Origin of the sequence: Pseudoalteromonas sp. 13-15, from assembly GCF_001468205.2 — a bacterium.
Lineage (GTDB): Bacteria > Pseudomonadota > Gammaproteobacteria > Enterobacterales > Alteromonadaceae > Pseudoalteromonas > Pseudoalteromonas marina.
Genome location: NZ_CP019162.1, coordinates 1,860,213 through 1,882,220 on the forward strand (window position 1 = coordinate 1,860,213; position 22,008 = coordinate 1,882,220).

Genomic DNA, 22,008 nt, shown 5'->3' on the forward strand with positions numbered 1-22,008 from the left:
TTTTGCACCACAGTGTTTCTTCTTTGCTAGACTAATAAAATAATAAAACTCAATGACTCAGGCGACACTCAAATAATGCCTAGAAAAGTTCATCAAAGCAGTATTCGTAAAGCACTCATAAATCTAATAATGCTTATAACTGCTATTTGCTTGTCATTATCGATTTCTATATCAACTTATTTAAGTGTTAAAGAACAAAAACAATTAATAGTGAGTAAGCTCGTTATTTTGGCGGAAATAGTTGCTTTTGACGCTGGAAAATCAGTTTTTGAAGATGACAGAGAAACAGAAGAGAAACGCCTTAAATACTTTGAAAAAACTCCTTTAGTTAAAAACATACATGTATATTCTATTGAGCAAGCATCTCAAAAACCTGTTTTTTTTATAAGTTTTAATGCAAAAAAAACGCCACCAGTCCCCCTTCGAACCGACAGCATTGAAGAACTAAAAACACCACGTATAACCCACGAAGATATCGAACTAATAAAGCCAATTTTTCATAATGAAAAGCTTGTTGGTCATGTATACATGCGTGGAAGTCTTGAAAGCTTAGACGATTATATAAAACAAAAAATAGTTGTAGATATCTTACTGACTTTACTGATACTTGTTGTTGTGTATTTTATCGCAATAAATGTTCAAAAAAGAATAGCTCGACCGATAGAGCGGCTTAGCATGCTATTACAAGACGTATCAAAAAATCATAACTACGATGTACGCGCACCAGTAACCGACGTAAAAGAAATATCAGCGCTTTCTAACAGTTTAAACATCATGCTTACACGCACCCAAAAACAATTGACTCGCCATGAAAAAGACAAAGAAGAAATTAAACAGCTTAACCAAGGGCTAGAAGAAAAAGTAAACCAACGAACCATAGCCCTTCGAGAGGCAAATCAAGAGTTATTATCAACCCTTGAGCGTATGCATCAGTATCAAACGCAGATTGTTGAAAATGAAAAAATGGCATCGCTTGGTCAAATGGTTGCCGGTGTTGCACATGAAGTTAACACCCCAATAGGCCTTGGTATTACAAGCTCTACTTTGCTGCGCGATAAGTTAGCCGATTTACAAATTAGCTTTGATGATAAAAAACTGACTTCAAATCAATTAAAACGCTTTATTGACGACGGTATTGAAAACCTAGATTTGATTTACCGTAACTTAAACCGTGCAGCCGACTTAATTTCAACCTTTAAAAAGGTAGCTGTTTTTCAAGATGATGACGTAACTACCTACATCAATATTCATAAGTTAATAACAGATGTTTTGACATCAATAAGCTCGGAGCTTGAAGAGAAAAAACCGGTTATAAACATAAATTGTGCAACCGATTTAACCGTAGAAAGCAAGTCAGAACCATTACAACAAGTACTTATACAACTAATAACAAACTCACTACTACACGGGTTCGTTGGTAATGAAAATAATGAAATACAATTTGATGTAGAGTTAACAGGAAAAAAACTCACTATTATTTACAGCGATAACGGCCAAGGCGTAGATAAAAAAATTAAACACAGAATATTCGACCCATTTGTAACCTCAAAAAGAGGACAAGGGGCAAGTGGCTTGGGCATGCACTTAGTTTACAATTTAGTAACCCAAGCTTTAGGCGGCCATATATTAATTGATTTAGAAAAAAAACGCGGTGCGCGATTCATCATAACCATCCCTTAAAAGTGAAGTAACCAAACACATATATTTACTTATATTCCTTGAATTACTACTTATTGACCCTATTTATGCTTCATGTGGTAAACAAGTGTAATAGTTATCGTTTATATAGCGCAATTTTTTGAACTTTATTACTTTTGCGATATCACATACATTGATGAAAGATTAGATAGTGATATAATTTAACTTTGAATTAGTCTGATTATTTAACAGCTTTGCGTAGTCAGCCGGTCCATAAATTATCAAAGTAAATGAACTTCATACGTGTATTGATCGATTTAACAGTAGTTTTTGCACGGGCTTTTTGAGCAAACTTTGAACTCTTACTGTTTTATTTTTATCCAACTTGTTTTTTCTTGTTAACAATTGGATATAATCCTATAATCTCTAGTAGTCGGATTTATACTAAATACCGATTTTTTGTAAATAAAATATTCCAAAAAGGTTAATTAATAATGCAAACGCCAGTCATTCTAATCGTAGAGGATGAAGACGTAACTCGACTAAACCTCGTTAGTTTATTTGAAGCTGAAGGTTACAAAGTTATTGAAGCCATTGATGGCGATGACATGCATGACAAGCTTACAAATAACGACGACGTTAATCTCGTAGTTATGGATATCAATCTTCCAGGCAAAAACGGCCTTATATTAGCCCGTGAATTACGCCAAAAACGCAAAGTAGGCCTTATCTTCTTAACAGGTCGTGATAACGATGTTGATCGTATTTTAGGGCTTGAAATTGGCGCTGATGATTACATTACTAAACCATTTAACCCTCGTGAATTGACTATTAGAGCGCGTAACCTTATTACGCGTACAGGCCTAAGCGATGATGAATCAGCACTTGAAACTAATGGTGTTATTACATTTAACGGTTGGGAATTAGATGAAAATAGCCGCTGTTTAACATCTCCTAATGGCGATGCTAAGCGCTTGCCTAAAGGTGAGTACAGAGCACTGCGATTAATGCTTGATTCTCCAGGTCGTATTTTTAGCCGTGAACAACTAATTAAACATATGACAGGCCGTGAGCTACGTGCAAACGACCGTACTGTTGATGTAACTATTCGCCGTATTCGTAAGCATTTTGAAAGCGATAATTCTACATCAGAGCTTATCAGCACCATTCATGGTGAAGGCTACCGCTTTATTGGTAAAATCGACAGCTAATTAGCGTTTATTCTAATTGCTGTAGAAATAAATGAAGGGCACGTTGTCCTTCATTTATTTTATCTGCCAACACCAGCAGCCACTCCTTAAGCACTTCATCACTCTCATCTATCGCGCCATATTCCATTACTTTTGCATGCAGTTGAACATCGTTCAAACCAACAGAACCTGCGGCACCTTTAAGCTTATGCGCAACCGATTTGTACTCTTCCCTGTCGCCTGTATTTAATGACGTAAGCAGTTCTTGTTGATATTGCGGATTTAGCTTTTCAAACAACTGACTGCTGCGCCTAAACACAACTAACCCCATAGAATTAACAAAGTCTTCTATTGTTTCAACATCTAGCAAATGCGCATCGATATTTTTAAGTGCTTCGTCGGTTACTTTTAGCTGTGGCTCGTTGCATTGAGCTTGCTTAATATCAAATAAGTCAGCGAGCATTTTATCAAGCTTTACTGTATTAATAGGTTTAGCTAAAGCGCCTTGAATAGAAATACCTTCAAGCTCTTCTTCTGCACTTCTCACATTAGCGGTTAGTGCAACAATAGGCAGGTTATCAAAGTGGCTATCAGCACGGATTTGCCTTGCAACTTCATCGCCATTTATATCGGGTAGCTGCATATCAAGTAATACTAAATCTAGGTCGTCTTCGGTATCAACAAACGAAAGTGCATCTTCGCCCGTTTCAGCCCATAGCACTTCATGTCCGCGTTGCTCCAATAAATTAGTGGCTATTTCGGCGTTAAGTGGTACGTCTTCAACGAGTAAAATATAAAGCTCTCGGCCAACGTAACTTTGCTCTGTAGGCGCAATACATAAGCTCAGCGGTATTTGCACTGTAAAGCAACTGCCCTCACCCTCTGTACTGTTTACTGTAATACTGCCTTTCATAGCCGTGACTAGCGCTTTAGTTACCGCAAGCCCAATACCTGAACCTATTGCATTAGTGCCTTGTAAATCAGGTGCTTTATAGTACATATCAAAAATACGAGAAAGCTGCTCTTGTGGAATACCTTGCCCTGTATCTGAGATTTTAATAACTAACCACGGGCCTTCAGGGCGGTTTTCTCGGCTACACTCAAGAACTACTTTTCCATGCTGGGTAAATTTCACTGCGTTGTTTATCAGGTTCCAAACCACTTGGCGTAAACGAGTAGGATCAAGCAATGCATATATATCAAGCATGCCATTTCGCTCAATATCAAACTCAAGCCCTTTTTGCTCAGTTATTAACCCTGCAAAATTCACAACATCGTTTATAAAATCAGATACATTAATAGAGTTGGCGGCAATATCGAGCTGTTCTCTGTCTATTTTATCTAAATCTATAATGTCGTTAAAAATATTACCGAGCGTTTCAGCACTTGAAAAAACCGTGTTACACCAACTGCGTTGCTGCTTATTTAGATCGGTATCGAGCAACATACGTGTTAAGCCCACAATGCCGTTAAGCGGGGTACGCAGCTCATGGCTCAATGTGGCTATAAATTTCCCTTTATCTTTATATGCGGTTTCAAGCGCCTCAGCCGCTTCTTTACGGCTCGTAATATCACGCCCAAAACCAAGTAAACCTATGTAGTCGCCTTCATCGTTTATAAAGGGAAGTTTTCGTAGCTCAAACCAGCGCGTTGCACCATCAACTTCATAACCTACATCGATGGTGAGTGCTTTGTGAGTTTGCTCTACCTCTTTATCTGTGCGTAATACTTCAGATAAAAAGTCGTTTGGGAATATTTGTTCAACCGTTTTACCTATAAGCTCACTGCTTGATTTACCCATTACTTCTTCAAACATTTTATTGCAGCCAGCAAATACCCCATTGTTATCGCGGTAATAAAATAGACGGGGGATGAATCAACAATTGAGCGTTGCAACATGCTTTGCTGAGCAAGCTCTTGCTGTGTTTTTTTACGCTCGGCAATTTCTCTACGTAGTTCTTCAATGGCGCGATGCTTAGCATGAAAAGCCATTTTACGTTCATCTATTTCAATATTAAGCCGACTAATATTATCTTTAAGTGTTTGGTTTAATAGTTTTTCTTGTTTAGTTGCGCTATCTAAGTAGGCGTAGGAAGCATCTAACTGACGAATTGAATTAATAAGTACGCTTATAATTAAAGGTGACACAACAGCTGAAAAAAACACCACGGCCAAAATATCTACAAGAAACAATTCGCCTATAGCTACGTAGTAAAACATGCTCGATAAAATAAGAGACGCCGCTAAAAATAAAGCGTAACAAATGGCAGCTGTTTTTAACTCACCAAATCGCGCTATTGAACTTGAAAGCACCCGAACCCAAGGGCTCAAAGAATAATCGGTCATACGTAGTTTTATCTCTTTGCTGTTTGCTTAAATATAAGAAAGGCAATGCTATTTACAGATTTTAGCATTTTTCTATTCGCTATTTTCATGTTGTGCGACAAAAACAGAAAATATTCATACGCAATTTTAGCGGACAGTAAAGTCCTCGTTTCAGCCATTGATTATTTCGTGTAAAATAATGCGCCTTATCATTGCCAATAACGAGTAACATAGCATGCAAACCAATATGCCCGATATAGCTGACACCGCTCCTGCATTACAAACAGGTAAATTAGACTGGGTTGGCATGGGTGAAATTGAACTGCCATTTATTTTTGAATCGCGTGATTTAAGCCCTGTTACTGTTAATGCCAAAGCCCGCGCATTTGTTAACTTGCACAAAGAAGACGCCAAAGGCATTCATATGTCGCGCTTATTTTTAGCGCTTGATTTACTCTCAACAGAGCAACAAGTAAATCCTCAAACAATTAGCCAAGCACTAAATACGTTTATATCTAGCCATGAAGGGTTGAGTAATAAGGCACAGATTGAGTTTAAATTTGAGCTACCACTTCGCCGTAAGTCTCTATTGAGTGGCAAAGCTGGCTGGAAAAGCTATCCAATCACACTTACAAGTACAATTGAAAACAATATTATTAGTTTCGAGCTAACCGTTGATGTTACCTACTCATCAACTTGCCCTTGCTCGGCGGCTCTTGCACGCCAGCTAATACAAAACGCATTTAGCGAGAAATTTAAGCAAGACACGCTCAACCAAAAAGAGGTACTTGAGTGGCTTGGCACAACACAAGGCATTGTGGCAACCCCTCACTCGCAGCGCTCAATTGCTAACGTAAAAGTTAAACTCAATAGCAACATTAATGAGTTTGATGTAGTTAACTTAATAAATACCCTTGAAGGCGAGCTCAAGACGCCAGTGCAAGCGGCAGTAAAGCGTGAAGATGAACAAGAATTTGCCCGTTTGAATGGGCAAAATTTAATGTTCTGCGAAGATGCTGCGCGTAAAATTAAAGCAATATTAGAAACAGACGGTTACGCAGATTACTGGCTACAAATAAACCATTACGAATCGCTTCACGCCCACGATGCTGTGGCGGTTGCTGTTAAAGGTATTAATGGCGGGTATAAGGCATAAAACACCTGCGTTAACTTAAATCACCATTCGGTAAATCACATACAATATTTGGGCACGGTACTTGCTTTAACAAAACAGTGTCAATTTGTTGTTATGGAGTTACCGTATGGAATTCGCTTTATTGTCGATTTTAGTATTAGTGGTAGGTGCATCAATTGCCGCGTCAAAATTTAGTGACGACGGCGGTAATCCTTATCCTTTTAAACGTAAACAAAGTGTATTTACGCAAGTAGAAAGCGCCTTTTTAAACCTGTTAGAACGCGCTATTGGCGATCAATATAAAATAGTGAGTCGAGTTAAGCTTATTGATGTGATCGACTGTAAAGAAGGTTTATCACCTAAATCAAAACGTGCCGCTATTGCTAAAGCCAAAAATAAGCAGCTTGATTTTGTGTTAATCGACAAAGAAAAAATGACCATCGTAGCAGCTGTTGATTTAGTAAATAACGCAAATAAAGATGGCCACAAAGCCCAGCGCGACTGGTTTGTAAATGGCGCCTTAGAAGCTGCAGGCATTCCACACATTCGCATGAAGGTAAAAGCGGGCTATCGCCCATCAGAAGTACGCGATGCCATTATGTTCAAACTGGGTAAACCAGCACCAACAGCACAGCGCCCATTACGTAACCGAGTTCACAAACCTGCTGTTTTATCTCCCTCACAAGCTAAAGCCCACTCAACAGCATTAGCCGAAATATAATTATCAGGTGACTAAATTTGCATTAAAGCGAGCATTTTAAATGTCTCGCTTTTTTGTTTTTTATTGCTAACTTCACGTATAATCAAGCTATTCAAACTCAGGAATCAAACACTATGAATGTTGGTATTATTGGCGCAATGGAGCCAGAAGTGAAAATTTTGCGTGAAGCAATGCAAAACCCAGCTATTTTAACTAAAGCAGGTTTTACATTTTACACTGGTGAATTAGCGGGCTGCACAGTAACTCTTGTTCAATCAGGTATTGGTAAAGTAGCATCAAGCATTGCAACTACATTACTTATTGATAATTTTAAGCCTGATTGCGTAATTAACACCGGCTCTGCTGGCGGTTTTGATCCATCATTAAGTGTTGGCGATGTCGTTATATCGTCAGAAGTTCGTCACCACGATGTTGACGTAACTGCATTTGGTTACGAAATTGGCCAAGTACCACAAATGCCTGCAGGTTTTGCTGCACACCCTAAATTAGTTGAAGCAGCCGAGCAAACTATTGCGCAAATTAGCGAAGTTAAAACGTTAGTGGGCCTTATTTGTACTGGCGATACCTTTATGTGTGACCCTGTTCGTATTGATAAAGCCCGCAGCGACTTTCCTTCAATGCTTGCTGTAGAAATGGAAGGTGCGTCTATTGCGCAAACCTGTCATACGCTTGAAACTCCTTTCGTTGTTATTCGTTCAATGTCTGATATTGCTGGCAAAGAATCGCCACAGTCGTTTGAAGAATACTTAGAAACAGCATCAATCAACTCATCTAAAATGGTTGTTGCTCTGCTTGAAAAGCTAACAGCTGTAACACTGTAAATGCTTAGCAATATTGTTCAAAACCATTTGGACTTTATTGTATTTATAATAGCGCTCCTTGCTGAGCGCTTTTTACCACTTGTTAGTTGGTACCACCCGAATACCGTTTTAGTGGCTGTTTTTAACGCCATGGGCAAACGTATTTATAATAAACAAAATACAAACAGCTACCACTATTTAGCAGCCATACTTGCAAGCGTGCTGGTGCTCAGTGTTATTTTACTAATTGTTACCTTGCTACTTGAATTTGCATTTTACCCAGAGCTACTTGCGGGCCTTATTTTATACCTTTGCCTTGAAAGCCAAAGCCTCAATAAAAAAGCCCTTCGTATTGCAAAGCTCACTAAACAAAACCAAAAGTCAGCCGCACGCGAGCTATTAAAACCACTGCTTGCTCGTGAAGTCAGCAAGCTTTCAACCACAGGAATTATTAAAGCCCTCATTGAAAGCTTAATACTTCGTACTGCTCGTTATTACTTTGTGGTTATATTTGTTTTTTTACTTTTAGGGCCAGTTGCAGCACTTGGTTACCGACTGCTTACCTTAATGCAGCAAGCATGGCGTGGTGATATTTCACCAAACAGCGAATTTTTAAAACCATTAAAGCTTGTTTTATTTGTTATTGAGTATATTCCGGTGCGTTTACTTACACTCACAATTGCTGCGAGTAAGGCCACAAAACAAAGTGTTCACTACATAAAACACTATGGCCAACACTTCTATCAAACAAATACAGGCTGGTTACTCAGTGCATGCTCTGCATCACTTGGCGTGCAACTAGGTGGACCCGCTATGTACTTTCATAAACGGCATAACAAAATGCGAGTTGGTACAGATAGGCTACCTAATGCTGACGATGTACCAGCGGTTTTAAATCGGCTTAATCAGGCGCGCGCCTTTTGGGTACTCGTTATTGTGTGTATTGAAATTCTAAAAAGCATTTGAGCTTTACTTAGTAAAAATTGAGCATAAAAAACCAGCCTAAGCTGGTTTTTTATTACCCGCACACTTAAGCTACGGTAATGTTTGCAAACTTACGTTTACCTACTTGATAAATAGCGGTTGTGCCTTTTGCTATTTCTAGTTTGGTATCGGTGATTTTTTCTTCACCGTTCAGTTTAACTGCACCTTGTTTTATCATGCGCATCGCTTCTGATGTGCTTGCAACTAAATTAGCTTCTTTTAATAAGTTAGCGATTAAAATAGTGTCTTCTGCAATGGTTACTGTCAGCTCAGGAATTTCATCTGGCAGCGCTTTTTTCTGAAAGCGTTGAATAAAATCGTTGTGCGCAGCTTGTGCATCTTCTTCACTATGAAAACGTGCAATTAGCTCTTTAGCAAGTTCAATTTTGATATCGCGCGGGTTAGTCCCCTGCTCTACACGTTCTTTTTGTGCTGCTATTTGCTCAATCGAAAGGCCACTTAGTAAATCGTAGTAGCGCCACATTAAAACATCACTAATCGACATAACTTTACCAAACATGTCATTTGGTGCATCAGTAATACCGATATAGTTACCTAAAGATTTAGACATTTTCTGAACGCCGTCAGTACCTTCAAGTAATGGCATCATTAAAACAGTCTGTGGCTTTTGGCCCTCAACTTTTTGAAGCTCACGACCCATTAGTAAATTAAAGCGCTGATCGGTACCACCCAGTTCTACGTCAGATTCTAATGCAACCGAATCCCAACCTTGCACTAACGGGTATAAAAATTCATGTATTGCAATTGGCTGCCCGCCATTGTAACGCTTTTTAAAGTCATCACGTTCAAGCATACGCGCAACTGTTTGGTTTGCAGCTAATTTAATCATGCCTGCAGCACCCAGCTTTTCCATCCACGTTGAATTAAAAGCAACGGTTGTTTTTGCCGGATCTAGAATCTTGAAAACTTGTTCTTTATACGTTTCGGCATTGGCAAGAACATCTTCGCGGGTAAGCGGTTTACGCGTCACATTTTTACCGGTTGGATCACCAATCATTCCTGTAAAATCACCAATTAAGAAAATAACTTCATGACCTAAGTCTTGAAAAGTTTTCATTTTATTAATTAGTACTGTGTGCCCTAAGTGTAAATCTGGCGCTGTTGGATCGAAACCCGCTTTGATTTTTAACTTTTTGCCCGACTTTAGTTTTTCAACTAACTCGTCTTCAATTAATATTTCTTCTGCACCGCGTTTTATCTCTGCAAGAGCGGTTTGTAAATCCACAGTCTATTACTCCAAAATTCTGCCAACAAAGAGGGCTACTAGTTGTTTTGTATAACCTTAGTTTAACAAGGGCTAAATCAAACTTATATGTGCAACTAACATAACAAATTTCTACCTAATTAAAACAACTTTTTAAGTGATTAATGCAACTAAATAAAATGCGCACAGTCTGAGATAAATTAAGCGCTAAAAAGGCATATAAAGCCCGATTTTAGCGTAATTCAGCGCGATTTAAAATCTACAAAGCACTGGTATTCGCACAATATTAGGTATATCCTGCAATATTATGTATTTATTATCTTGACAGCAGAAAAAGGCACGTTATGGTTCACGTGGTTAATACCCTCCCCAAAAAACACAAATTGCTTATCTTATGTTTGGTTTCTGCTATTGCCGCTTTAACGTTTCTTCCATCTGAGAAAGCAACAGCGTCCAAAGACAACAATGCAAATGCATTAGAGATTGGCAAACGCTACGAGCTTCAAGTTAAAGTCGATGACAACGAAAAACTTACCGAGTTAAACTCAGAGCAAGCAGCAGAAAAGCTTCCAGAGTACGATTTAGTCGACCACAAAGTAAAAACGGGTGACAACTTAGCAATTATATTTAAACGCGCGGGCTTTTCAGCGCAAACGCTTCATAAACTAATCAACACAAACGCAGAAACCCGCAAGCTAACTAAAATTCACCCAGGCGAAGTACTGAGCTTTGCAACAGGTAAAGACGGCGCACTTGAACAATTGCGTTACGTTATTTCTAAAACAGATACGCTGTATGTAACCTTAGACGACGAAGGTAACTACAATACAGCGATAGATAGTAAAGAAATAGAAACCCTGACCAAAACAGCTGGCGGCGAAATTTCTAGCAACTTTTGGACTTCTGCAATTGCAGCGGGTTTAAGCGAACGCCAAATTATGAACTTTGCTGACATTTTTGGCTGGGATGTGGATTTTGCTAACGACATTCGTAAAAACGATCAATTTGGCTTAATTTACGAGTCGCACTATGTTGAAGGCGAATTTATAGGTACTGGTAAAATTATAGCGGCTGAGTTTATTAACCAAGGACAGCGCTTTACAGCAATTAGACATACTGATGGAAACTTCTACACCCCAGAAGGCCGCAGTATGAAAAAAGCATTTTTACGTGCCCCCGTTAATTTTAAGTATATTAGCTCGAGTTTTAATCCACGTCGCTTACACCCAGTTACTGGGCAAGTAAAAGCACACCGTGGTATTGATTACGCTGCACGAACTGGCACGCCCGTTGTTGCATCGGGTAATGGTAAGGTTGTTAAGGCAGGTTACAGCAAATACAACGGAAACTATGTATTTATTAGCCATGGCACACAGTATGTCACTAAGTATTTACACCTTAATAAAAAGCTTGTTAGAACAGGTCAAAAGGTTAAACAGGGTGATAAAATTGGTACTGTAGGTGCTACAGGTCGCGTAACTGGCGCGCATCTACATTATGAGTTTTTGGTTAATGGTGTTCACCGTAATCCTAAAACAGTTAAATTACCAAAGTCAGAGCCTTTACCACTCTCTGAGCTTGCTAAGTTTAAACCTATTGCTGATAACTTTATTGCTCAGTTAGAGCGTAACCGCGAGTTACAACTGGCACTTAAGTAATCAGGCTATCACTGTATTAAAAAGCCCTTGCAGGTTTAACCTGCAAGGGCTTTTTTGTGCTTTTTGTTTATTAACAATAGTTAGCTCACAAGGGTGCTCTATATTAAAGGCTTCTGATCTTAATTTTCCTGCAATAGCGATACATGCCTAATTCATTAACACATAAATAAGCTGAATAACTAAAGACCCCATCACTAATGGCCAAATATACTTGCTGTATTTTGTCGCCCCTTCCAGCCCCATTTTGCTTTGATATTTTTCAAGTAATGGGATCAGTATTGCCAATGCTACAAATAAACAAACTAAAATAATAATTACATTCATTGGAAAGCCTTTTTATGGTACTTCGCAGCCTTTAGCGCTTTCGTATAAGGCATACCAATGCTCTCGGCTTAAATGAACATTTATAGCCTCACACGATGCCTTAATACGCTTAGCGTTAGTAGTGCCAATAATGGGTTGAATCGACGCTGGGTGGCGCAGTAGCCATGCAAGTACAATAGCCTCTGCAGAGGTACCATAAATTGCAGCAAGTTTATTTACTAAAATACTTGTATTGATATCGGCTTGCGACGCATTTGATAAATCACCGCCGGTATACAAACCTTGGCACAAGCTCCCCCAACTTTGTATTTGAATGTCAAAGCTGCGGCAATATTCAATGTTACCAGGCGTAAAGTTAATGTCTTTCCCGTCGCTATTACCAGCATACAAGCCTTCATCTATAAATTGATGTTTTTGTAAGCTGGCCTCTATTTGGTTAGCTACAATAGGCATATCAAGAGCATGCTGCAAAAAGTTCATTTGGTGTTGCTGCATGTTTGATACGGCAAAATGCTTTACTTTGCCACTTTCTTTTAAACAGCTAAATACACGTGCAACTTCATCAACTTCCATCAAAGGATCTGGGCGATGTAACATGAGTACATCAAGGTATTGCGTATTTAATCGCTTAAGTGAGTTTTCTACAGACTGTTCAATCCAATCGGCTGAAAAGTCATATCGCTTAGGCCCTTGTTCATCAGCAAACTTTATACCGCATTTAGACTGAATGTATATGTGCTCCCTAAGCTCTGGCCGCTCACTGAGTACTTGACCAAATACCTGCTCTGCTTTGCCAAAAGTGTATATATCTGCGTGATCAAAAAAATTAATACCGCCTTCAATCGCGTTATCAATGCACTCGTGGGTTTGTTTAAGGTGTGTGCTGGTAATCGGGTCTTTATTCCAACCACCTCCCAACCCCATACATCCAAATACAAGTTTACTAACATTAGGTAAGTAGTGAGCTAATGGAGTGTGAAGCATAATGACTATCCTTAAAATTGCGAAGAGCCACCACTTTAAACAAAAACCTCAAAACAAGAAACCATTAACGAACAGAAGTTTCGGACAAAAAAAAGCGCAGTAAACTGCGCTCAATGGTTGGTTGAAATTAAATCTCAATTTAGCCAACAAGTGCCAACAAAATACCTGCGGCAACAGCACTGCCTAAAACGCCCGCCACATTAGGGCCCATTGCGTGCATAAGTAAAAAGTTATGTGGGTTATTTTCAAGCCCTACTTTATTAACTACACGCGCAGCCATAGGAACGGCTGACACACCAGCGGCACCAATTAACGGGTTGATAGGGGTTTTTGATATTTTATTTAAGCCTTTAGCCATAAACACACCTGATGCTGTACCAATACCAAAAGCAAGCGCACCCAGCACTAAAATACCAATTGTCTCTACTGTCAAAAAGTCATCTGCAGCGAGCTTAGAGCCAACCGCCAATCCTAAAAATATAGTGGTTATATTGATAATTTCGTTTTGCGCACTGTTACTTAAGCGGTCAACAACACCCGACTCACGCATTAAGTTACCCAAACAGAACATACCTACTAGCGGTATTGCCGCTGGTAAAAACATGGCTGTTGCAGTAAGTACCATAAGTGGAAAAATAATTTTTTCCTTTTTAGATACTTTACGTAGCTCAGGCATTTTAATTTGGCGCTCTTCTGGTGTTGTGAGTGCACGCATAATAGGAGGCTGGATAATTGGAACTAGCGCCATGTATGAATAAGCAGCTACCGCAATGGCACCTAATAAATCAGGCGCTAATTTTGAGGCTAAAAATATTGCCGTTGGGCCGTCAGCGCCACCAATAATAGCAATAGCCGATGCATCTTGAAGGGTAAACTCAAAACCCGGAATAAAGTTAAGTAGAATTGCGCCAAATAAGGTCGCAAAAATACCAAACTGAGCCGCAGCTCCCAGCAATAACATACGAGGGTTTGCTATTAACGCACTAAAGTCAGTTAGTGCACCAACCCCCATAAATATTAATAGTGGAAAAATACCGGTATCTATACCCACATAGTAAACTGAGTATAAAAGCCCACCAGGATCTGATAGTCCAGCAACCGGAATATTAGTTAATATCGCGCCAAAGCCAATTGGTAATAAAAGCAGTGGCTCAAAGTTTTTAGATATCGCTAAAAACAATAACAAACAGCCTACTGCAATCATCACCAAACCAGGAAACGTAAAGTTAGCAAGACCAGTAGCCTGCCAAAGGTTTAAAAGACCTTCCATTTACATTTACTCCTTAAGCCAGCGCAATAATTGCGTCGCCCGTGGTCACTGAGTCACCCTCAGACACAAGCACTTCAGCAATGGTACCAGTATGCATTGCGCGAACTTCAGTCTCCATTTTCATGGCTTCCATAATCACAACAACATCACCTTCGTTTACAACTTGGCCGGCTTTTACTTTTATTTTAAAAATATTACCTGCTAAAGGTGCATTTAACGTTTCACCCGAAGCCACTGAAGCAGACTGAGGTAAGTGCTCAGAATCTTTTAACGTTACCTCTTTAAGCTCACCGCCTTGCGCTACTACAACGTCGTAAACCTTACCGTCTACCTTAACGCTATATTGCTCAGCCTTAACACTGTTACCTTTGGCTGACACCTTAGCTGGTGACTTACTTGAATTATCTTCTACGCTAGGGACTGGTTCGAACGCATCTGGGTTATTGCGGTTTTTGATAAACTTCAAACCAACTTGCGGGAACAGTGCATAAGTAAGTACGTCGTCAATTTTATCATCAGCGAGTGTTAAACCTTGTTCTTGCGCTTCTTTTAATAGCTCAGCTTCAAGCGTTTCAAGTTCAGGCGCAATATTGTCAGCTGGGCGACACGTAATAACGTCGCTACCATCGAGTACTCGCTCTTGTAGCTCTTTATTCATTGGAGCTGGAGTTAAACCGTACTCACCTTTTAATACACCTGCGGTTTCTTTTGTGATTGTTTTGTAACGCTCACCGGTTAGCACGTTAAGCACAGCCTGCGTACCTACAATTTGCGACGTTGGCGTAACAAGTGGAATAAAGCCTAAATCTTCGCGTACACGCGGTATTTCAAGCAACACTTCGTTAAGCTTATCGGCTGCACCTTGCTCTTTAAGCTGGTTTTCCATGTTAGTTAACATGCCACCAGGTACTTGAGCCAATAAGATTCGTCCATCAACCCCTTTAAGGCTACCTTCGAATGCAGCGTATTTTTTACGTACATCTCTAAAGTAAGCAGCAATTTCTTCAAGTTGGTTTAAATCGAGTTCGGTATCGCGTGCGGTACCTTCAACAATCGCTACAATTGTTTCCGTTGCTGAGTGACCGTAAGTCATACTCATAGAAGAAATAGCGGTATCAAGCATATCAATACCGGCATCAATAGCTTTTTGATATGTAGCGGTGCTTAAACCTGTTGTAGCATGGCACTGCATAGCGATTGGAATAGACACCGTTTCTTTAAGCGCTTTTATAAGCTCTTCTGCATCGTACGGTTTTAATAAACCCGCCATATCTTTAATACAAATTGAATGACAGCCAAGCTCTTCTAGTTGCTTAGCTAAAGTTAACCACATATCAAGTGTATGAACAGGGCTTACCGTGTACGAAATAGTACCTTGAGCATGAGCACCTACTTTTACAGCCGCTTTAATCGCAGTTTCTAAGTTACGCACATCATTCATTGCATCAAAAATACGGAACACGTCAACGCCATTTTTATGTGCGCGCTCTACAAACTTTTCAACTACATCATCAGCATAATGGCGGTAACCTAATAAGTTTTGACCGCGTAATAGCATTTGCTGTTTAGTGTTTGGCATCGCTTTTTTTAGCGCACGAATACGTTCCCATGGATCTTCACCTAAATAGCGAATACACGAATCAAATGTTGCCCCACCCCACGACTCAATTGACCAATAACCAGCATCATCTAGTTTGCTGGCAATCGGTAGCATGTCGTCTAAACGCATACGAGTGGCAAGTAATGACTGATGAGCGTCACGTAGAACCAATTCTGTTAATTTTAATTTAGCCATGTGTGAGCCCCTTATTTGTTATTTGATTTGTACTGAGCAATGGCAGCACTAATAGCAGCGATGTGCTCATTTGGCACACCTTGAGATTTAAATGATGGTGATTTAACTGGAGCCGCAACGTCAGCAGGGCTAAAACGCGCCACCAAGTTAGACATAATTGTAACTGCGCCAATTAATATTGAAAGAAAGACAAACACCCCAACCATTCCTGTTAGCATTAAGCTACCAGCAGTTGCAAGTACAGCACCTATATCCATTCTTCTCCCCTTGAAACCCATATCGAAAAATAAAAAGTCGATTTAGTTAAATATTTATTCACTAGATAATAACAAAACAAATACCTTTGTCTAGCCATTGTAAATTGGTAAAACCAATTAAAATAAAAATAACATATAACCAAATTTATTAACCACAGTAAAAACCCTTACTCATCAACACCCCATAATACACAGAAAAAATACTCACTATATCTATAAGCTATAGGTAAAGTTTAAACAAAGCCTATTTTTGCGTACTCTACTAAACCTACTGTGAGCCATAAAGTGTAGAGAAAATAAAATTTGTTAATTGGTCTTACCAAACATAGCTTTTCGGTGGCGATATATTTTTGTGTGTGAATAAGTTACACAACCCAACGTAAAAGTTACCAATCAAGCAAACTCAAAAACACAGAGAAAAAACGTAAACAACTGATATTAAACAAAAATATATCATGGCACGCAACTAGCATTAACTATTGTGTACAAATTTGATAACCAAGGAGAAAACAATGTTACGCTGGACAATCACATTTTTAGTTATTGCTTTAATCGCTGCAGTGTTAGGTTTTGGTGGCATCGCGGGTGCCGCAGCTGGTATAGCAAAAATTATATTCTTTATTTTTATAGTACTTTTAGTTATTTCGTTAGTTTCAGGTGCGCTGCGTGGTAAATCGCCCAGGTAGGCATATACTCAACTAACACTACAATTTTATTTATTTGCAAGGAATTACATTATGAACTCTACAACTTTAAAAGCAGCACTAATTGGTCTTTTCGCAAGTTTTTTCATCATGGGTTGCCAAGATAACAACGCAGAAGAAGCCGGTGAACGTATTGATGAAGTAGTAACAGATGTACAAAACTCTGTTGAAGATACGTGTGAAGAAGTAAAAGAAGGCGTAAACGCTGAAGAAACTAACTGTTAATAGTTAGTATATTAAAAAACGGCCACCTGGCCGTTTTTTTGTGCCCGAAATAAATGCACGCATTATAAAGCTGCTCATTTATAAGCGAACTTGCTAAAATATACAAAACGATTTTTAAAGCAAGGCACTATGTCATTTTCAACTACCTACACACTTGATAAACCCTACTTTTATGAATGCTTTGACGAGTCACTTCCTTACAGTAAACGCGCGCAGCCTAAGTATTTTTTACTGGTACTATTAGTTTCGCTTGGTTTATTTAGCATTTACGGTTTAGCTGATCATTATTTAGGAACATTTTTGATCATGGTTGCTGTACTCGAATGCGTTGCTTTTTATTATCGCAGGCCATGGTGGGTAACCAGACAAATGTTTAGCAGAGCATCAGGCTCAGAGGTTACGCTCACTTTTGATGATGAAGGCATTAAATCGGCAAACCATTACAAAAGCTACCAGCTCGCTTGGCAAGACATCACTGACGTAATCGAAACACCACAGGGCTTATTGATAAAAAATAAAAACAACATGCAATATATCTCTAAGCAAATACTCACAGATGAAATGCTCGACTTTATAAACAAAAAAGCCACTCAATGAGTGGCTTTTTGGCTTAGCTAAATAAATTATTTAGTTAAGTATACGTGTTGATTAAGCATTGCCCGGATTAGGGTTAGACTTTTCAGCTTGTATACGCATGTAAATCTCTTCACGATGCACTGAAACGTCTTTTGGTGCATTTACACCAATTCGAACTTGATTTCCTTTAACTCCTAAAACGGTCACTGTTACTTCGTCACCGATCATAAGGGTTTCACCTACTCTACGAGTTAGTATTAGCATTCTCTTGCTCCCATGTTCCAATAAAAATTATATGATTCCGCTTATCCATATTAATGAAAAATAGACTAAAAAGTAAGTAAAAACTCACTATCTATCTACTTTCCGTTAAAAATACTTTATGTAATGCACGAACAGCCAGTTCGAGGTACTTTTCATCTATTAAAACTGAAATTTTAATCTCTGATGTAGACACTAAAACTACATTAATATTTTCATTTGCTAAGGCATCAAAAAATAAACTAGCAACACCCCAGTGCGATTTCATTCCCATACCAACAGCAGATACTTTTGCAATGGTTGTTAGCCCGATTATATTTTCAGCACCTAAAGACACCTTTTGCTCGGTTAGTAACTCAAGTGCTTGCGGGTAGTCGTTCGAGTGCACAGTAAAAGCATAGTCTATTTTTTCAAAGATATGATTAACTTGATTAATCATATCTATTTCGATGCCGTTATCAGCAAAAAGTTTCAATATTTTTACAAGATTTTGAGTGCCGCTTTGCACACCCTGTACCTTAATTAAGCACTCATCAGCATTAAATGCAATACCCGAAACAACTTTACTTGGCATATCGTCTTCCTCAAACGTAATCAATGTTCCTTCATCGGGGTTAAAGCTCGAAAGCACCCTTAATGGAACATTGTGTTTACCTGCCGCCTCAACAGAACGAATATGCAATACTTTAGCACCTAAGCTTGCTAACTCTAGCATTTCAGCAAAGGTCACTTGGCTCATTCTTCGTGCGTTAGGCTCAACCCGAGGATCTGTAGTATATACGCCGTCAACATCAGTATAGATCTGACATTCATCAGCTTTTATAGCCGCAGCTATTTCTACAGCCGACGTATCAGTACCGCCTCTACCAAGGGTTGTTATATTGCCTTCAACATCACGCCCCTGAAATCCGGCAATAATAGCAATACGGTTATGCTCAAGTTCATGCTTTAAACGTGTAGCTGCAATGTCTGTAATGCGGGCTTTACCGAACATATTATCGGTTTGAATATTAACTTGATCAGCTAATAGGCTAACGGCTGAATGGCCGCGTTTGATAATAGCCATAGCCAATAACGAAACCGATACTTGCTCGCCGGTACTAATTAGTACGTCGAGCTCGCGGTTACTAGGACGAGAATCTATTTGTTTGGCAAGATTAATTAAGCGGTTGGTTTCTCCCGACATAGCCGAGAGCACCACAACCACTTGATGACCTTGTTGCCTAGTTTTAACAACAAGGTCGGCGACCGCTTCTATTCGCTCTATTGAGCCAACCGACGTGCCGCCATACTTCTGTACAATTAACGCCACTTAGGCTTAAGTACGCTCAGTTAACCAAGCAGTAACACTATCAAGTGCAGCAGCAAGGTTTTGTGGCTCAGAACCACCCGCTTGTGCCATATCAGGACGACCGCCACCTTTACCGCCTACTTGAGAAGCCATGTGGTTTACAAGCTCACCGGCTTTTACTTTACCAGTTAAGTCTTTAGTCACACCGGCAATTAGACTTACTTTTTCACCGCTGGCAACACCGAGGGCAATAACACCTGAGCCAATCTTATTTTTAAGGTCGTCAACCATACCGCGAAGCGCTTTAGACTCAGTGCCTTCAACATTTGCAACCAATAACTTAACGCCATTAATTTCTACAATCGAATCAAGTAACGACGCACCTGCTGCGCTCGCTAGCTTATCGTTAAGCTGAGCAATTTGCTTTTCAAGGCCTTTAGACTTCTCAAGAAGCGCTGATACTTTTTCAAGTACCGATGCGCTATCGCCTTTCACAAGCGCTGCTACATCGCTAAGCTGTTGCTCTTGCTCACTTACATAAGCAACCGCATCTGCGCCAGTTACTGCTTCTATACGGCGAACACCTGCAGCAATACCGCTTTCAGATACTATTTTGAATAAGCCAATATCGCCCGCGCGTTCAACGTGTGTACCACCACAAAGCTCAATTGAGTAATCACCAATGGTTACTACGCGTACTTCGTCGTCGTATTTTTCGCCAAACAGCGCCATTGCACCTTTCGCTTTAGCATCATCAATAGCCATAAGCTCAGTGTTAAGTGCAAAGTTACGGCGAATTTCGTCGTTAACTACACGTTCAATGTCACGAAGTTCGTCTTTAGTTACGGCTTCAAAGTGCGAGAAATCAAATCGTAAACGATCCGCTTGAACTAACGAGCCTTTTTGGCTTACATGTTCACCTAATAACTGACGTAATGCTTCGTGTAAAATATGCGTAGCTGTATGGTTTTTCTTGATGTTCTCACGACGAGCATCATCAATAGTGGCATCCACTTTATCGTTAACACCAATACGGCCTTGTACTGTACCGTGGTGCGCAAATGCATTACCTAGTTTAGTAGTGTTAGTCACATTAAACTCGCCACCAGCCACTGTAATTGTACCGGTATCACCCGTTTGGCCACCAGATTCTGCGTAAAACGGTGTGCGATCTAGTATTACAATGCCTTCTTGGCCATCTTCTAATAACTGTACGGCCTCACCACCAGCAAACACTTCAACCACTGTTGCACTGTAATGCGTGCTGTCGTAGCCTTTAAAGTCAGTGTGTTTTTCTGATTTTAACTGCTCGTTGTAATCGGCACCAAATTTACCAGCTTGCTGCGCAGTTTTACGCTGTACAGCCATGCATTCTTCAAAGCCTTTATGATCAATGGTCATTTGGCGCTCACGCGCAACATCGGCGGTTAAATCGGCAGGGAAACCATACGTATCGTAAAGTTTAAATACTAAATCGCCTGGGATCACATCGCCCTTAAGGTCGCTTAAGCTTTCTTCTAAAATAGCTAAGCCACGCTCAAGTGTTTTACCAAATTGCTCTTCTTCAATACGCAGTACTTTTTCGATAATTTCTTGTTGCTTAGCAAGCTCTGGGTACGCTTGACCCATTTGCTCAATAAGTGCAGCAACTAATTTAAAGAAAAACGCGCCTTGTGCGCCAAGCTTATTACCATGGCGTACCGCACGGCGAATAATACGACGAAGTACGTAACCACGGCCTTCGTTAGATGGCATAACACCGTCGGAGATTAAAAACGCACATGAGCGAATATGATCCGCTACTACGCGAAGCGACTTATCGTCCATATCTTGCGCGTTAGTGACACTCGCCGCCGCCGCAATTAAGCCTTGGAATAAATCGATTTCGTAGTTTGAATGCACGCCCTGCAAAATAGCAGAAATACGCTCAAGGCCCATGCCCGTATCAACAGATTGCTTAGGTAATGGCAGCATAGTACCGTCGCTTTGACGGTTGTACTGCATAAATACGAGGTTCCAAATTTCGATAAAACGGTCGCCGTCTTCCTCTGGAGAGCCTGGAGGTCCACCCCAAATATGCTCACCGTGATCGTAAAATATTTCAGAACACGGACCACACGGGCCTGTATCACCCATAGACCAAAAGTTATCAGAGGTAGCAATACGAATAATGCGATCTTCACTTAAGCCAATATCTTTTGACCAGTACTCAAACGCTTCTTCATCATCATGGTAAATAGTAACAAGCAGTTTTTCCTGAGGTAATTTAACAACCTCAGTTAAAAACTCCCACGCAAACTTAATTGCTTCTTGCTTAAAGTAGTCACCAAAACTGAAGTTACCTAACATTTCAAAAAATGTGTGATGGCGCGCCGTGTAACCCACGTTTTCTAAATCGTTATGTTTACCACCGGCACGCACACAACGCTGCGAGCTTGTTGCACGTGTATATGGGCGAGATTCTGCGCCTAAAAATACATCTTTGAATTGCACCATACCGGCATTGTTAAACAATAACGTGGCATCGTTACCCGGAATAAGCGAGCTTGAAGGAACAACTTGGTGTTGCTTGCTGGCAAAAAAGTCTAAAAACTGTTGCCTAATTTGTGCGGTAGTCATGTGCTGCATGTGAAAATCTCACCTGT

At 39.9% G+C, this 22,008-nt stretch carries 19 protein-coding genes and 1 pseudogene; 10 read left to right on the forward strand and 10 right to left on the reverse strand.

The window, feature by feature from the left end; translation table 11 throughout:
- Positions 1–75: 75 nt before the first annotated feature.
- Both ATS72_RS08650 and arcA read left to right on the forward strand, forming a co-directional pair.
- Positions 76–1,680, forward strand: coding sequence for a sensor histidine kinase (locus tag ATS72_RS08650; protein ID WP_039038229.1), 1,605 nt, complete (start codon positions 76–78; stop codon positions 1,678–1,680).
- 452 nt (positions 1,681–2,132) lie between these two features.
- On the forward strand, positions 2,133–2,849 hold the full coding sequence (gene arcA / locus ATS72_RS08655; RefSeq protein WP_006794331.1) for a two-component system response regulator ArcA: 717 nt from the start codon (positions 2,133–2,135) through the stop codon (positions 2,847–2,849).
- A gap of 7 nt (positions 2,850–2,856) precedes the next feature.
- Here the strand turns inward: arcA and arcB are convergent.
- A pseudogene (gene arcB / locus ATS72_RS08660) lies at positions 2,857–5,174 on the reverse strand (aerobic respiration two-component sensor histidine kinase ArcB).
- Positions 5,175–5,388: 214 nt separating this feature from the next.
- Between arcB and folE2 the strand changes: the two are divergent.
- The 4 genes from folE2 to ATS72_RS08680 all read left to right on the forward strand — a co-directional run bounded on the left by folE2 (position 5,389) and on the right by ATS72_RS08680 (position 8,775).
- Positions 5,389–6,309, forward strand: coding sequence for a GTP cyclohydrolase FolE2 (folE2, locus tag ATS72_RS08665; protein WP_058429745.1), 921 nt, complete (start codon positions 5,389–5,391; stop codon positions 6,307–6,309).
- 106 nt (positions 6,310–6,415) lie between these two features.
- Positions 6,416–7,009 carry a DUF2726 domain-containing protein gene (locus tag ATS72_RS08670; RefSeq protein WP_006794335.1) on the forward strand — a complete coding sequence of 198 codons (594 nt, stop codon included), beginning with the start codon at positions 6,416–6,418 and terminating at the stop codon, positions 7,007–7,009.
- A 113-nt stretch (positions 7,010–7,122) separates the two neighbouring features.
- Complete coding sequence (gene mtnN / locus ATS72_RS08675; RefSeq protein WP_006794336.1) at positions 7,123–7,830, forward strand: 5'-methylthioadenosine/S-adenosylhomocysteine nucleosidase; 708 nt, start codon at positions 7,123–7,125, stop codon at positions 7,828–7,830.
- Positions 7,831–8,775 carry a cobalamin biosynthesis protein CobD/CbiB gene (locus ATS72_RS08680; RefSeq protein WP_058429744.1) on the forward strand — a complete coding sequence of 315 codons (945 nt, stop codon included), beginning with the start codon at positions 7,831–7,833 and terminating at the stop codon, positions 8,773–8,775.
- A 64-nt stretch (positions 8,776–8,839) separates the two neighbouring features.
- On the opposite strand, the gene tyrS is transcribed toward ATS72_RS08680, so the two are convergent.
- Entirely contained in the window at positions 8,840–10,039 is a 1,200-nt protein-coding gene (gene tyrS / locus ATS72_RS08685; protein WP_006794338.1) for a tyrosine--tRNA ligase, read from the reverse strand.
- 323 nt (positions 10,040–10,362) lie between these two features.
- Here tyrS and ATS72_RS08690 point away from each other — a divergent pair, with 323 nt between their 5' ends.
- Positions 10,363–11,676 (forward strand): peptidoglycan DD-metalloendopeptidase family protein, encoded by a 1,314-nt coding sequence (locus ATS72_RS08690; protein WP_058429743.1) that lies wholly within the window; start codon positions 10,363–10,365, stop codon positions 11,674–11,676.
- A gap of 147 nt (positions 11,677–11,823) precedes the next feature.
- On the opposite strand, the gene ATS72_RS18845 is transcribed toward ATS72_RS08690, so the two are convergent.
- From ATS72_RS18845 to ATS72_RS08710, 5 genes are all read right to left on the reverse strand, one after another.
- Positions 11,824–12,000, reverse strand: coding sequence for a hypothetical protein (locus tag ATS72_RS18845; RefSeq protein WP_170865578.1), 177 nt, complete (start codon positions 11,998–12,000; stop codon positions 11,824–11,826).
- Positions 12,001–12,012: 12 nt separating this feature from the next.
- The gene (locus tag ATS72_RS08695) at positions 12,013–12,984 is read right to left on the reverse strand and encodes an aldo/keto reductase (protein ID WP_058429742.1); all 972 of its coding nucleotides are present in this window, start codon (positions 12,982–12,984) and stop codon (positions 12,013–12,015) included.
- Between the two features lie 139 nt (positions 12,985–13,123).
- Positions 13,124–14,254, reverse strand: a complete 1,131-nt coding sequence (locus tag ATS72_RS08700; RefSeq protein ID WP_006794342.1) for a sodium ion-translocating decarboxylase subunit beta — start codon at positions 14,252–14,254, stop codon at positions 13,124–13,126.
- 13 nt (positions 14,255–14,267) lie between these two features.
- Positions 14,268–16,049 (reverse strand): sodium-extruding oxaloacetate decarboxylase subunit alpha, encoded by a 1,782-nt coding sequence (gene oadA, locus ATS72_RS08705; protein WP_006794343.1) that lies wholly within the window; start codon positions 16,047–16,049, stop codon positions 14,268–14,270.
- A gap of 11 nt (positions 16,050–16,060) precedes the next feature.
- Complete coding sequence (locus ATS72_RS08710; RefSeq protein ID WP_006794344.1) at positions 16,061–16,306, reverse strand: OadG family protein; 246 nt, start codon at positions 16,304–16,306, stop codon at positions 16,061–16,063.
- A gap of 512 nt (positions 16,307–16,818) precedes the next feature.
- Between ATS72_RS08710 and ATS72_RS08715 the strand changes: the two genes are divergently transcribed.
- From ATS72_RS08715 to ATS72_RS08725, 3 genes are all read left to right on the forward strand, one after another.
- Entirely contained in the window at positions 16,819–16,992 is a 174-nt protein-coding gene (locus ATS72_RS08715; RefSeq protein WP_006794345.1) for a DUF1328 family protein, read from the forward strand.
- Positions 16,993–17,043: 51 nt separating this feature from the next.
- Entirely contained in the window at positions 17,044–17,235 is a 192-nt protein-coding gene (locus ATS72_RS08720; protein ID WP_006794346.1) for a hypothetical protein, read from the forward strand.
- A gap of 129 nt (positions 17,236–17,364) precedes the next feature.
- Positions 17,365–17,832 carry a YcxB family protein gene (locus ATS72_RS08725; RefSeq protein WP_006794347.1) on the forward strand — a complete coding sequence of 156 codons (468 nt, stop codon included), beginning with the start codon at positions 17,365–17,367 and terminating at the stop codon, positions 17,830–17,832.
- Positions 17,833–17,883: 51 nt separating this feature from the next.
- Here ATS72_RS08725 and csrA read toward each other — a convergent pair whose 3' ends face one another.
- From csrA to alaS, 3 genes are all read right to left on the reverse strand, one after another.
- Positions 17,884–18,075, reverse strand: coding sequence for a carbon storage regulator CsrA (gene csrA, locus ATS72_RS08730; protein ID WP_004587515.1), 192 nt, complete (start codon positions 18,073–18,075; stop codon positions 17,884–17,886).
- A 91-nt stretch (positions 18,076–18,166) separates the two neighbouring features.
- Complete coding sequence (locus ATS72_RS08735; protein ID WP_006794348.1) at positions 18,167–19,384, reverse strand: aspartate kinase; 1,218 nt, start codon at positions 19,382–19,384, stop codon at positions 18,167–18,169.
- A gap of 6 nt (positions 19,385–19,390) precedes the next feature.
- Positions 19,391–21,991 (reverse strand): alanine--tRNA ligase, encoded by a 2,601-nt coding sequence (alaS, locus tag ATS72_RS08740; RefSeq protein WP_058429741.1) that lies wholly within the window; start codon positions 21,989–21,991, stop codon positions 19,391–19,393.
- Positions 21,992–22,008 lie beyond the last annotated feature (17 nt).